11 protein-coding genes and 6 pseudogenes are annotated in these 13,760 nt (G+C 30.5%); 6 read left to right on the top strand and 11 right to left on the bottom strand.

What is annotated here, in order from left to right; all coding sequences use genetic code 11:
* Positions 1 to 3: 3 nt before the first annotated feature.
* The 4 genes from JJC05_RS13825 (at position 4) to JJC05_RS17615 (ending at position 3,378) form a co-directional block, all read left to right on the top strand.
* Positions 4 to 1,998 carry a protein-disulfide reductase DsbD family protein gene (locus tag JJC05_RS13825; protein WP_235878891.1) on the top strand — a complete coding sequence of 665 codons (1,995 nt, stop codon included), beginning with the start codon at positions 4 to 6 and terminating at the stop codon, positions 1,996 to 1,998.
* Positions 1,999 to 2,005: 7 nt separating this feature from the next.
* Positions 2,006 to 2,602: a Crp/Fnr family transcriptional regulator gene (locus JJC05_RS13820; protein ID WP_105196600.1), complete on the top strand. Its 597-nt coding sequence runs from the start codon at positions 2,006 to 2,008 to the stop codon at positions 2,600 to 2,602.
* Positions 2,603 to 2,750: 148 nt separating this feature from the next.
* Entirely contained in the window at positions 2,751 to 3,119 is a 369-nt protein-coding gene (locus JJC05_RS17620; protein ID WP_258929222.1) for an MBL fold metallo-hydrolase, read from the top strand.
* Positions 3,120 to 3,144: 25 nt separating this feature from the next.
* A complete protein-coding gene (locus JJC05_RS17615) occupies positions 3,145 to 3,378 on the top strand; it encodes an MBL fold metallo-hydrolase (RefSeq protein ID WP_258929220.1) in 234 nt (77 codons plus the stop codon).
* Between the two features lie 510 nt (positions 3,379 to 3,888).
* On the opposite strand, the gene JJC05_RS17610 is transcribed toward JJC05_RS17615, so the two are convergent.
* The 7 genes and pseudogenes from JJC05_RS17610 to ruvX all read right to left on the bottom strand — a co-directional run bounded on the left by JJC05_RS17610 (position 3,889) and on the right by ruvX (position 8,857).
* Positions 3,889 to 4,011 carry a hypothetical protein gene (locus tag JJC05_RS17610; protein ID WP_258929218.1) on the bottom strand — a complete coding sequence of 41 codons (123 nt, stop codon included), beginning with the start codon at positions 4,009 to 4,011 and terminating at the stop codon, positions 3,889 to 3,891.
* Between the two features lie 80 nt (positions 4,012 to 4,091).
* On the bottom strand, positions 4,092 to 4,553 hold the full coding sequence (locus JJC05_RS13810; protein WP_235877666.1) for a hypothetical protein: 462 nt from the start codon (positions 4,551 to 4,553) through the stop codon (positions 4,092 to 4,094).
* Positions 4,554 to 4,683: 130 nt separating this feature from the next.
* The gene (gene mazG, locus JJC05_RS13805) at positions 4,684 to 5,460 is read right to left on the bottom strand and encodes a nucleoside triphosphate pyrophosphohydrolase (RefSeq protein WP_235877664.1); all 777 of its coding nucleotides are present in this window, start codon (positions 5,458 to 5,460) and stop codon (positions 4,684 to 4,686) included.
* A 177-nt stretch (positions 5,461 to 5,637) separates the two neighbouring features.
* Complete coding sequence (locus JJC05_RS13800; RefSeq protein ID WP_374226312.1) at positions 5,638 to 6,108, bottom strand: DUF5606 family protein; 471 nt, start codon at positions 6,106 to 6,108, stop codon at positions 5,638 to 5,640.
* Positions 6,109 to 6,218: 110 nt separating this feature from the next.
* A pseudogene (gene def / locus JJC05_RS13795) lies at positions 6,219 to 6,799 on the bottom strand (peptide deformylase).
* A gap of 49 nt (positions 6,800 to 6,848) precedes the next feature.
* Positions 6,849 to 8,346 (bottom strand): annotated as a pseudogene (locus JJC05_RS13790) (malate:quinone oxidoreductase).
* Between the two features lie 94 nt (positions 8,347 to 8,440).
* Entirely contained in the window at positions 8,441 to 8,857 is a 417-nt protein-coding gene (gene ruvX / locus JJC05_RS13785; protein WP_105196606.1) for a Holliday junction resolvase RuvX, read from the bottom strand.
* A gap of 84 nt (positions 8,858 to 8,941) precedes the next feature.
* Between ruvX and JJC05_RS13780 the strand changes: the two are divergent.
* Positions 8,942 to 9,756, top strand: a pseudogene (locus tag JJC05_RS13780) (2,3,4,5-tetrahydropyridine-2,6-dicarboxylate N-succinyltransferase).
* 30 nt (positions 9,757 to 9,786) lie between these two features.
* Positions 9,787 to 10,899, top strand: a pseudogene (locus JJC05_RS13775) (glycosyltransferase family 4 protein).
* Here the strand turns inward: JJC05_RS13775 and JJC05_RS13770 are convergent.
* The 4 genes and pseudogenes from JJC05_RS13770 to JJC05_RS18475 form a co-directional block, all read right to left on the bottom strand.
* The gene (locus JJC05_RS13770; protein ID WP_105196608.1) at positions 10,884 to 11,633 is read right to left on the bottom strand and encodes a glycosyltransferase family 2 protein; all 750 of its coding nucleotides are present in this window, start codon (positions 11,631 to 11,633) and stop codon (positions 10,884 to 10,886) included. The pseudogene JJC05_RS13775 and the gene JJC05_RS13770 sit on opposite strands and share 16 nt — an antisense overlap.
* Before the next feature lie 3 nt (positions 11,634 to 11,636).
* Positions 11,637 to 12,414: pseudogene (locus tag JJC05_RS13765) on the bottom strand (polysaccharide deacetylase family protein).
* Between the two features lie 2 nt (positions 12,415 to 12,416).
* Positions 12,417 to 13,376 (bottom strand): annotated as a pseudogene (locus JJC05_RS18960) (glycosyltransferase family 2 protein).
* Positions 13,369 to 13,722 (bottom strand): VirB3 family type IV secretion system protein, encoded by a 354-nt coding sequence (locus tag JJC05_RS18475; protein ID WP_309597342.1) that lies wholly within the window; start codon positions 13,720 to 13,722, stop codon positions 13,369 to 13,371. The pseudogene JJC05_RS18960 and the gene JJC05_RS18475 overlap by 8 nt, the downstream one beginning before the upstream one ends.
* Positions 13,723 to 13,760: the final 38 nt, after the last annotated feature.

Here is a 13,760-nt window from a genome sequence, read left to right as displayed (position 1 = left end):
AAAATTATTAGCCTTTTTATTTTTTTAAGCTCCTTAGGAGTTCATAGTCAAATACTAAATCCAGTAAGTTGGAAAACGAGTGTACAAAAAAAGTCAGAAACTGAATTTACCATTACTTTTGATGCAAAAATAGAGCCTCATTGGCATCTTTTTTCTCAATTTACACCTGATGGAGGCTCATTACCAACCATTTTTTCCTTTAAAAATGCAAAAGGAAACTACCTATTAGTTGGTAAAACTTCTGAAAGTACTTACAAAAAAGTGTATAGCGAGGTTTTTGAGGTAGATGAATATTTATTTGAAAATAAAGCACAATTCAAACAAACAATAAAACTTACAAATCCCAAAAACAGTAATATAAAAGTATACGTTGAATATCAAGTATGTAAAGAAGCTTGTATACAACAAGACAAAACATTTGATATTCAATTACCCCTAACAAGTACTCCAGAAGAAGTAGCTAATAACGAAGAAGCTAAAAAAGATACTACTTCAAAAGTAATTGCTGTTCCTTTGATTACAAAGGAAAACAAACCTGTAAATATTGATATAAAAAATGATTCGAATACAAAAAATGAAGAACAAGACAAAAGTCTTTGGACTATCTTCTTATTAGCATTTTTAGGTGGATTTGCTGCTCTATTAATGCCTTGTATCTTTCCGATGATACCAATGACGGTAAGTTTTTTCACAAAACAAAGCAAAACAAAAGCAGAGGGTATAAGAAATGCTATTTTATACGGATTATCTATCATCGTTATTTATGTCATCTTAGGCTCACTAATAACCGGTCTTTTTGGTGCTGAAGCCTTAAATGAATTATCAACAAGTGTTTGGTTTAATTTAATATTCTTCGGTTTATTAATTGTATTTGCTCTTTCATTTTTAGGAGCATTTGAAATTGTTTTGCCTAGCTCTTGGGCTACAAAATTAGATTCACAAGCGGATAAAGGAGGAATATTAGGAATTGTATTCATGGCCTTAGCACTTGCTGTTGTTTCTTTTTCTTGTACAGGTCCTATTGTCGGAACCTTATTAGTAGAGTCTGCAACAAAAGGAGGAATAGCTCCTATTATTGGTATGTTTGGTTTTTCCTTAGCTATTGCACTTCCCTTTATGCTTTTTGCTATGTTCCCTGGATGGTTAAATACCTTACCTAAATCAGGAGGATGGTTAAATACCGTAAAAGTTTCTTTAGGCTTTTTAGAATTAGCTTTTGCTTTTAAATTTTTATCTAATGCAGATCTAGTATTACAAAAACATCTATTAGAAAGAGAATTATTTCTAGCTATTTGGATTGCTATTTTTGGCGCTTGGGCTTTATACTTATTTGGAAAATATATGCTTCCGCATGACTATGAAAAAGCTGACAAAATTGGTATTGGAAGACTCATAATGGCTATTGTAGTTACTTCATTTACTTTTTATATGATTCTCGGATTATGGGGAGCTCCTCTTAAAATTTTAAGTGGATTAACACCTCCTTTAAATTATGCCGAAAGTACAAATGGAGTGGGTTCTTCTACCTCTAATACAAAATCAGAACTACCAGAACACGCCCATTATGGTCCACATAATATCATTACTTTTGATGATTATGAAATAGGTTTAGCATACGCAAAACAAGTTAACAAACCTGTTCTTTTAGATTTTACAGGAGATGCTTGTGCTAATTGTAGAAAAATGGAAGATAATGTATGGTCTAATTCTGAAGTATTGTCTATCTTAAAAGAAAAAGTTGTAGTTGTTTCTTTAGTATGTGATAGAAAAATTGAATTACCAAAAGAACAACAATACATTTCAAAAGCTACAGGTAAAGAAATTGTAACAATTGGTAATAAATGGAGTGATTTTCAAATTACCAGATACAAAAGTAATTCCCAACCGCTTTATGTAGTTCTAGATTCAGATGGAAATGATTTATCTAAACCAATTGGTTTTACAGGTATTGATGAATATAAATCTTGGTTAGAAAACGGTATTAAAAATTTCAAATAATATCATTATGAATCCCCAATTAATAGAAAATCATTTAAAGGAGTATTTAAAATCACTCTCTTTTTTAAGTGAAGATGAAATTAATTGGGGATCTTCTTTCTTTAATATTAGGAATCTAAAAAAATCTGATTTTTTTATCCAACAAAACCAACCTTGTTTACTTTTGGGTTTTATTGTCAAAGGAATGGTTAAAGCTTATTCAATAGACATTGAAGGTAAGGAAAATATTTATTGCTTTGGTATCGAAAATGATTTTATAACGATCTTAAATAGTTTTCAAAATAAAACGCTTGCTACAAAAAACATACAAGCAGTAGAAGATAGTTTATTACTTACCATTACTTCTCAAAACTTAAATCTTCTTATTCAAAAAAATCCTAATTGGCAAAAAGTTACGCAACATATAATACAAAAAGAATATCTAGAAAAAGAGCGTTTTTTACAATTATTCCATCATCAATCCGCCAATTTAAAATTTCACAATCTCATTAAATTTTATCCATTCCTTCTTGGCCGGGCTAAAACAGAAGATATTGCTTCTTTTATAGGTATTACTACACGTACATTAAATAGAGCTAAGCATGATTTTTATCAAAAAGAATAAGACAAATGTCTTATTTTACTATTCATCCCTTTTCTATTTTTGTTGTATAAAATAATAGATTTTTTTTAAAAATATTAAAAGTTTACACAATGAAAAAAATAGCACCTGATGTATTTCATATTCCTCTATTACCTAGAAATAGTGTAAATTGCTACTTTATAGAAGGTATTTTAATAGATGCTGGTATAAAAAGTTCTTTTTAAAAATTAAAAAGGCAACTAAAAAAATACCTATTCATGCCCATGCTTTAACACACGCACATCCAGATCATCAAGGTGCCTCTCAATTAATTTGTGACACATTGAATATCCCGCTATATTGTCATGCTAAGGAAGTACCAAGAGTTGAGTCTGGATTGGTAACCAAAGATTATCCTTCTCCTCAAAATATTATTTCGCTATTACAACAAAAATTCTGGGCTGGAAAAGGGATAAAAGTAAATAAAACACTTCAAGAAGGAGACACTCTAGGAGAATTTAAAGTAATCGAAACACCGGTCACTCTGAGGGCCATATAGTCTTTTTAGAGAAAAAGATGGGGTTTTGATTGCTGGCGATATAGCTACTAATATGAATTTAATTACAACAAAAACAGGATTACATTTACCTCCTTCCTTATTTACTGCTAAGCCTAAAGAAAATCTCAATTCTCTAAAAAGAATAGCAGAACTTAATCCTCGTATTTTGTGTTTCGGACATGGTTCTGTACTCTATAATCACAATAAAGAATTTGAAAAATTTGTAACAAAGGAATTTGAAAGACATTTATCTATTTAAGGACTCCTAAAAAACTCACCGAACGTAAATTAGTTTCAATTTTCACCCAAAATATTCAACTTTAGTAGTTTTTCAAGAGTTTTAATTCTTTTAGGCTCTTTACCCTAGACTTCAAGAAAGTATTGTTCTTTGACAAATGAGAGCTAACTTGCACTTGCGAGCGAAGCCCATGTATAAAATCGTGAATTTATCGCCTTCCAAATTTTGGCTAAAATGTAAAAAGGCTTCCAAATGGAAGCTCAATGATCAAACACCATATTATCTCGTATAGAATAATTTTAGCTGAGTTAGATAGAATTACGCATTAAAAAAAATAAATTTTATAATTTACTGAAATAAAAGGGATTATTTTTTTGCTAATTCTAGATGTGTTTTTTGAAAATCTCTAATGCGTAATTTGGATTTAAGTTTTCCGAGAACCTTTTAATTTATTGAAAAAATTATTTCTAAACGAGGTCTAATACAGAATCTGGAGTTAATATTTACGATATAAATAGTAAAACAATAGGACTATTTTTTCTCTATTGTTTTACTATTATTAGAAACTCTTAAGATGTTAAATTTTGCTTTAAAACCTGTAGCCAATCCCCATTTATCTCCCATAATAATTTTTGATTGAGCATCTGTAAACAAAAATTCGCCTGTATTGGGTGTAAAAACACCTTCGTTTAAAGCTTCTATTTCTATATGATTAATACCTTCTACTAGATAAATTATAATTTTTTTCTAAATCCTTCTAATTCTAAATAATCGGTCACGCTTTTACCATTTACCCAAACACGAACCTGATCTCCATCAATTTCTCCAAAATCACGATAATTTAAAGTGATTGTTTCTGAATCTATAGTAAAATCGCCAAAATATTGATGCTTTCTAAATTCTTTCGGATCTAGTACGCCTTCTTTAATTTGAGGATTTAATTTATTATTCATTTTTTCTGCATATTGCTTTCCTAAATCTAAATCACTCCCGCCTCCAAGCATTTCCATTTCTTTATCCATTTTAGGCGGATCGTATTTTTTAGGCGGAACTTTAAATAGTTTTGGTTCAAAAGGTTTATTCAGCGAATATTGTGGTGCCATTTCTTCTTGTCCTCTATTCTTATTCGGTTCAGGAATATCTATTCTTGGTATTTTAAGAGAAGGCAATCGTTTACCATCATGCTGTGCTTGCAACTTGAAAGATAAAAAAATTATAATTATAAAGATTTGATATCGCATCATAAGGAGGTCAAAATTATTCTTTTTGAAAATTATTCTTTTTGAAAATTATTCTTTTGAAAATTATACTTTTTAAGCTATTTTATTAAGGTAGCTGTTTGGCTTCTTCCCAAAAAACATCCATTTCTCTTAATGTCATATCTGAAAGGTTTTTACCTAATGATTGCGCTTTTTGCTCTAAATAAGTAAAGCGTTTAATAAATTTTTTATTCGTTCTTTCTAGTGCATCTTCAGGATTTACATTCAAAAATCGTGCATAATTAACCATTGAAAAGATAACATCTCCAAACTCTGCTTCTATTTTATCTTGGTTCTTTTTTTCTATTTCCTCTTGTAGTTCTTGCAATTCTTCTTGTACTTTGTTCCATACTTGATGTGGTTCTTCCCAATCAAAACCAACTCCTTTTACCTTATCTTGTATTCTACTGGCTTTTACCATAGCGGGTAATGATTTAGGAACTCCTTCTAAAACTGATTTTTTTCCTTCTTCTAATTTAAGTTTTTCCCAATTTTTTTTTACTTCTTCTTCATTTGCTACTTCTACGTTTCCATAAATATGAGGATGTCTATGAATTAGTTTGTCACAAATAGCATTCGTTACATCTGCTATATCAAAATGATTGGTTTCGCTTCCTATTTTAGAATAAAAAACGATATGAAGTAATAAATCACCTAGTTCATTTTTAATTTCATTTAAATCATTATCTAATATAGCCTCTCCTAATTCATACGTTTCTTCTATAGTCAAATGACGCAAGCTTTCTAATGTTTGTTTTTTATCCCATGGACATTTTTCTCTAAGTTCATCCATAATATCCAATAAACGATTAAAAGCTTGTAGTTGTTCTGAACGTGTATTCATATCGTTTTTTTATAAAATAATAGGTTTACTAAATAACAAAAAATCCTGCATTTGTAGATCAAATACAGGACTTATATTTTTGTTAAAATTAAAACTGACTATTCTTCAGATTTTGTTTTTTTTGTTGCTCTTGGTTTTTTGGGCTTTTCTTCTTTTTCTCCAGCAGTCTCCTCTTTTTTAGCTTTGGTCGCTCTCGTTTTTTTTTGGTTTTTCTTCTACTGTTGTTTCCTCTACTGTTGTTTCCTCTACTGTTGTTTCCTCTACTGTTGTTTCCTCTACTGTTGTTCCTTCTACTGTTGTTCCTTCTACTGTTGTTTCTTCTGCTAAAACCACTAATCCTTTAGCCTGCAATATATTATACCAATTCAATATTTTTTTCACATCAGAAGGGTATACTCTATCTTGGTCATAATCTGGTAAAACTGCGCCAAAATAGGCTAATAAAGCAGCCTTATCATCTTTTAATCGAGGGGCTTCACCACCATTTTCTTTTTTAGCAATGGCACTCATTACATCTACTAACGGTTTTTCTTCCGTGTAAGTGTACACTGAAATTTCAGATAATAGACTTACATTACTTTGCATACCTACTGTTACTTTTTTACCATCGACTAATGATTCTGCTACGAAACCAGTTCTTGTTTGCATTTTTAGAGCATATAAACCTCCGGTTTTCCTGAAATGGCTAATATTCTTTCTAAATTCATTTTATTAAATTATTTTCATTACTCCACGACTGGGAGAACAATTAATTACTTTTATTTTATTTTGGCAAAACGCATACGGTAATCAGGTCGAGCCTTTCCTTCCATAATGTTTTGTAATTTCTTTTTGATCAAGGTCTTTTTAAGGTTGAAATTTTATCTGTAAATAAAACGCCTTCTATATGATCGTATTCATGTTGAATTACACGTGCTACTAATCCATCATATATTTCTGTTTTCTTTTCAAAATTTTCATCAAAATATTCAATCGTAATTTTTTCATTTCGATATACATCTTCACGAACATCTGGAATACTTAAACAACCTTCATTAAAGGCCCATTCTTCTCCTTCTTCCTTTAATATTTTGGCATTAATAAAAGTTCTTTTAAATCCTTTTAATAATGTAGCTTCTTCTTTAGATAAGTCTTCAGTATCACTAAATGGTTCTGTATCTACAATAAACAAACGGATGGCTAAACCTACCTGTGGAGCTGCTAATCCTACGCCATGTGCCTTGTACATGGTTTCGTACATATTAGCTATTATTTCTTTCAAATTAGGATAATCCTTTGAAATATTTTCACCTACTTTTCGTAACACAGGATCTCCGTAACCTACAATTGGATATATCATTCTACTATTTTTTCAAAATAAATTGGGGTATGCAAAAGTACAAATACTTTTAAATATTTAATTTTAAAACTTCATTTGTTTTTTGACGAATTTCTTTTGTCATTTGAGGGTTTTTATTTAGCTCTTGACCATAAGAAGGTATCATCTCTTTCAGCTTTGTTTTCCAAGCATCACTTTTCATTTTTTCAGGAAAGCATTTTTCGAGTAGTTCAATCATAATTGAGGTAGCTGTTGACGCCCCCCGGAGAAGCTCCTAACAACACAGACAAAGAACCGTCTTGAGCAGCTACTACTTCTGTTCCAAATTCAAGAACTCCATTTCCATTTTTATCTTTTTTTATAACTTGTACTCGCTGTCCTGCGGTTTCTAATACCCAATCTTCTTTTTTTGCAGATGGAACATATTCTTTTAAGGCTTTCATTCTATCATTGGTCGATTGAAAAACTTGTTCGATTAAATATTTCGTTAGGGGTATATTTTTAATTCCTGCTTGTAACATAGGTTTGATATTATCAACCTCTATAGATGAAATTAAATCAAAATAGGAACCGTTTTTTAAAAATTTTGTTGAAAAACCTGCGTACGGACCAAATAATAATTCTTTCTTACCATTTATTACACGTGTATCTATATGAGGAACCGACATAGGCGGTGCTCCTACTGAAGCTTTACCATATACTTTTACATCATGTTTTTTAATTACTTCTTCATTCGTACATTTCAACCATTGTCCACTTACTGGAAAACCTCCATATCCTTGTCCTTCGGGAATATTTGCTTTTTCTAATAATAATAATGAACCTCCTCCAGCTCCAATAAATACGAATGGCGTATAAAGTCTTTTCTTTTCTTTAGAAGTTAGATCTGTTATTTTTAAACGCCATTTACCGTCTTCTTTTTGCGTAATTTTTTAACTTCATGGTTAAAATGAATACTTACCCCTTGTAAGGTTTCTAAATATTTAAAGATATTTTTTGTTAAGGCACCAAAATTAACATCGGTTCCATACTTCATGGTTGTACAAGCTATATCTGCATTATTTTTTCGTCCTTCCATTACTAATGGAGCCCATTGTTTAATAATTTCTGGATCTTCTGAATATTCCATTTCTTTGAACAGCTCATATTTTTGTAAGGCTTCAAAACGTTTACGTAAGTAAGAAACATTTTCTTTTCCCCACACAAAACTCAAATGAGGAACAGATTTTATAAAAGACTCTGGATTATTAAGAAGTCCTTTTTCAACCAAATAGGCCCATAACTGACGAGACACCTCAAAAGCTTCCTGAAATTTTCACTGCTTTTTTTACATCTACCGTTCCATTTTCTAGTTCGGGAGTATAATTAAGCTCGCAAAATGCGGCGTGCCCCGTTCCTGCATTATTCCATGCGTCAGAACTTTCAGCTGCTGCCACATCTAAACGTTCAAAAATTTGAATTCTAATATCAGGTTGTAATTCCTTTAATAACAAACCTAAGGTAGCGCTCATAATTCCAGCGCCAATTAACACTACATCTGTTTCTTGATTTTGAGTTGCTGTTGCCATTTTAGTAATTTGTGATGCAAAGATACATCGTAAAAGTATTATTTTTTACATTTTTTTAGGTAACGAATTAATTCTACAAAAATTGTAAAGAATGTTAAATCATTTTTCTAGTTAAATAATCTTTGAGCATAATTGTTGCTGAAATTTCATCTATTAACGCTTTATTTTGACGTTGCTTTTTTTTGAGTCCACTATCAATCATAGTCTGAAAAGCCATTTTAGAGGTAAAACGTTCATCTACTCGGACTATTTTCATCTCTGGAAATTGGTGACAAAACTTTTGAACAAAAACTTCTACTAATGGCGCACTTTCTGAAGGTTGTCCATTCATTTGTTTGGGATCTCCAATCAAAACTTTTACTACTTTTTCCTTTTCAAAATAAGTTTTCAAAAAATCTAACACTTCTGTAGACGCTACTGTAGTAAGTCCCGACGCTATAATTTGAAAATCATCCGTTACAGCAATACCTGTACGTTTTATCCCGTAATCTATCGCTAAAATTCTTGACATGAATTAAAATTTCAACAAAAATAGCTAAAACTTTGATTTTTGCTTTGCTTCAAATCATTTATCTTTGCTCAAAATAAAAATCAAATGCAAAATTTACAGAATATAATAGAAAAAGCTTGGGAAGATCGTTCTTTATTACAAGAAGAAGCAACACAAACAGCCATTAGAGATGTAGTAAATTTACTTGACGCAGGGACATTAAGAGTGGCTGAACCTATTTCTGACGGATGGCAGGTAAACGAATGGGTAAAAAAAGCCGTTGTAATGTATTTCCCTATTCAAAAAATGGAAACTTTTGAGGTAGGTATTTTTGAATACCATGATAAAATGCCTCTAAAAAGAATTATGCAGAAAAAGGGATTCGAGTGGTTCCTAATGCTGTTGCAAGACACGGCGCTTATATTTCATCTGGGGTAATTATGATGCCTTCTTATATAAATATAGGAGCGTATGTAGATGCTGGTACAATGGTAGATACGTGGGCTACAGTAGGAAGTTGTGCTCAAATAGGAAAAGATGTTCATCTTAGTGGTGGTGTTGGTATTGGTGGGGTGTTAGAACCTTTACAAGCTGCTCCTGTAATTATTGAAGATGGTGCTTTTATCGGTTCTCGTTGCATTGTCGTAGAAGGTGTTAGAGTAGAAAAAGAAGCTGTTTTAGGCGCTAATGTTTGCCTTACTGCTTCTACTAAAATAATCGATGTAACAGGCTCAGAGCCTGTGGAATACAAAGGAGTTGTTCCTGCCAGAAGTGTTGTTATACCAGGCAGTTATGCTAAAAAATTTGAAGCAGGTGAATATCAAGTCCCTTGTGCATTAATCATCGGAAAACGCAAAGCTTCTACTGATTTAAAAACTTCTTTAAATGACGCTTTAAGAGAATATAACGTAGCGGTATAACTTCTACTAAAAGTTAAAAACATTCAATAAATGAAAATAGGATACGAAGCTAAACGCGTATTTCATAATAGAACAGGTTTAGGAAATTATAGCAGGGATTCTGTTCGAATCCTTGCTACTTTTTTTCAGAAAATCAGTATTTTTTATATAATCCTAAAAAAGCAAAAACACCTTTATTTAATATTAAAAGGAGTAATGTTCTGGAAAAACTTCCTTCTTCTGGCTTTTATAAAAAATTTTATAACGTATGGAGACAATTTGGAATTATTTCTGATCTTAAAAAGATAATATCCAATTATTTCATGGTCTTTCGGGTGAGCTACCTAATGGTTTACATAAAAACGGTATTAAAAGTATTGTAACAATACATGACTTAATTTTTGTAAGATATCCTGAATTGTACTCTTTTTTTGATCGAAAAATTCATTTTTACAAATTTAAAAAGGCTGCTGAACAAGCTGATCTTGTCATTGCTATAAGTGAACAAACTAAAAAGGATATTATTCATTTTTTAAACATTCCTGAATCTAAAATTAAAGTAATATATCAGGGATGTCAAGATGTTTTCAAAAAAAAATATACTACTGAATTACAAGAAAAAGTTTTAAATAAATTCAATCTACCTAATCAATTTGTTCTAAATGTAGGTACTTTAGAAACAAGAAAAAATGCACTCAATATTGTAAAAGCTATAAAAGATATAGATACCCATTTAGTACTTATAGGCAAAGAAACTCCTTATACGAAAGAAATTCATCATTATATAAGTAAACACCAAATTCAACATAAAGTTAGTTTTTTAAAAGATGTGAGTAATGAAGAATTAGCTATTCTTTATCAGTTGGCAACTGTTTTTGTATACCCTTCTATTTTTGAAGGATTTGGAATTCCTATTATTGAAGCTCTTTTTCAAAAACGCCTATCATTACAACTAATTCGGGCGTTTTCCCTGAAGCTGGAGGGCCTAATAGCTTATATATCAATCCTCATGATCCAGAGGAAATAAAAGAAAAAATTCAATGGATATTAAATAATCCTAAGGAAGCAGAATTTATTTCTACAAAAGGTTTTGAATATGTTCAGCAATTTACAGACGAAGTAATCGCAAAGAATTTAATGAATTGTTATCAATCTTTATTTTGATGTAAGTCGTACAGTTTTGTGTACTTTAAAAAACTTCCAAAGGCAGAAAACATGCTCCATACAAAACCTTCGTAACCATTTAAAATATTACATTGAATAAAATACACTCTAATAAATTGAAAAGGGAACAGAATAAAAGGTTTCAACAACGAAGCCTTCTTTCCTTTTTCATAAAGGAGCTCCCCACTTAACAATGAGTACTTTACTTGTTTTTGTACAGCAGTAGAAACATCAAAGACTGTATAATGCAGCATTTCATTAAACAAAATCCCTAACGATCCTTCTACTTTTATAACTTCATGAACTCTATCAGGTGTAAAACTTCCTTTTGATTTATTAAACAATCTTAAAATGGGTTTTTTATTTTCATTTCCATATTGAAATACTTTATTTAAAAAAACATGAGTTCTAGGTATTAAAAATCCGTTTTTAGAAGATTTTTCTAAATCTAATTCTTTAATTTCATTTATTAATTCATCTGAAAGTACTTCATCTGCATCTAATGATAATACCCATGTATGAGTCGTTTGCTCAAGGGCAAATTGTTTTTGTTTTCCAAAATTTTCGAATTTATTATAGATTACTTTAGCCCCATATTCTTTACAAATAGCAACCGTATTATCAGAACTCCCTGAATCTATAACTAATATTTCACTAGCCCAGTATAATTTTTCTAAACATTTAGCTATTATCTTTTCCTCATTAAAAGTTATGATAAAAACAGATATATTCATTACTTATTTAATTGTTGCTACAAATTCTTTAAATGTTCCAAATAATTTATTTTCTTTTTTAAAATAGAAAATAAAATCATCTAATCGTTTTACTAGTGGATCACCACTATTTTTTACAACATAATTTGGAAAGTTAAACTTTTCTGGCTGATTTAAATCTGTAAATTCCCAAGGGTGTAAATAAATATTTAGATAACCATCTTTTTTATAAGTCCAATTAGCTAAAAATTGGTAAAGCCACATTGGTAAGTTATGAAAAGATAACCAAAATAATGGAAATCGCACCCAAGGGCTTACTGAGGCTGGAATTTGCAAAACTTGATCTTGATAAAAATATTTTCTTGGTTTATCTAGATTATTATAACGTCCTCGGTAAGAATGTTGGATTTATGGATGAATTATAGATATAACCTGCTTTTTGAATTTCTTTTTCATCCACTGGATACATACGAGGCATCCGAAACCCTATCACTTCTTTACCTGTTAATTCTTCTAATTTATCTTTTGATTCTTTCAGATGCTTTACTTCAAAATCTGTATGATAATAGTTATGTGAGGCTATTTCATGTCCTGATTGAATAATACGATTTATAACCGATTTTGCATTCATGGCAAAAGTAGCAGTTGAAAAAAAGGTAGCTTTAATCTGATGTTTGTCTAACAAATCTAAAATTTTATTTGTTCCATCAATAGAAATAGACATTTGTTCTTCAAAAGAAATTTTTTTACCATATTCAAAGGGCATATCAAACTCTTCGATATCAAAACTTAATAAAATCATACTTAATTTTTATAATTGGTATCACGAATTAAATAATTAGGTCTTGCTTTTAGACTGCATAAATAATTTACCTACATAAATTCCTATAATTCCTAAAACAATTAGATTTAATCCTCCAAAAAAGACAACTGTACTAATAAGAGAAGCCCAACCAGAAATTACATGTCCGTGATAAATGCTAAACAAGATGTAAACAAGATAGCCTATAAAGGATACTAAAGTGATGAATAGACCTAAAAGCACAGCTAAATACAATGGACGTGTACTAAATGAGGTGATACCTTGTAATGCAAAACGCAACATTTTTTTTACTGTATATTTACTTTCTCCTGCAAATCGTTTTGCTGGTTGAAAAGTAATTCCGTATTGCCTAAAACCAAGCCAATTTATCAAACCTCTAATAAATAATTCATTTTCAGAAAAACTGGAAAAAACTTTTGCTACACGTTGATCCATTAGTCTAAAATCAGCTGTACCGGTTCAAATTTTACTTCTGAAAGATAATTCATTAAGTTGTAAAATCCACGAGAAGTTTTTTTCTTAAATAAAGACAAATTTTCATCTTCTTCTCTAATGGTATATACCACATCAAATCCCTCCTCCCATTTGGCTAATAACTGAGGTAATAATTCTGGTGGATGTTGCATATCTCCATCCATTGTTATGATAGCATCTACTGTATCTACTACTGTATCTACTACTGTATCTACTCCTGCTTTTAGTGCATTTTGATGTCCGAAATTTTTAGATAATTCAACATAAAACAGTCTACTATCTTGTTCTGTTAACTCTTTTAATGTAGACAATGTTAAATCTTTACTTCCATCATCTACAAAAAGCAAACTATATTGATAATCAAGAGTAGCAAAAACCCTATGTAAAGAATCAATCATAATTTTTATATTTCCCACTTCATTATAAGCGGGAATTACTACGGCTATTTTTTTCTTTTCACTAGTCATTTTCTAAACTTATATGATGATTATTAGTATTTATAACTAACATTTCATAAACAATTTTTAGCCAAACTAGCACACATGGTAGGGCTTTTAAAGCATAAGGGTTAATATACTTTTCTCTAACAAATTTTGGAAATAGATCCGTTGGTGAAAAGCTGGTTAATAGCATAGCCAAAACAAACAAAAAACAATCTGTTTTAGTCATAGTCTTTCCTTTTAATACAAACCAAATTGCGACTCCAAAAAACGCTATAATATAGGTCGGTGATTCTGATCCTGAACTAAATATTACCGTAAATATTAAAACAGAAGCTAATAAAAGTAATTGAAAATTTCGATCTTTAAACATTGACCACCTTAAATAAGGTAATCCAAAAAGCAAAATCC

Source organism: Flavobacterium davisii, from assembly GCF_019565505.1.
Classification (GTDB): domain Bacteria; phylum Bacteroidota; class Bacteroidia; order Flavobacteriales; family Flavobacteriaceae; genus Flavobacterium; species Flavobacterium davisii.
The sequence above is the reverse complement of the archived record's forward strand: the minus strand, read 5'-3'. Positions and strand labels throughout refer to the sequence as shown.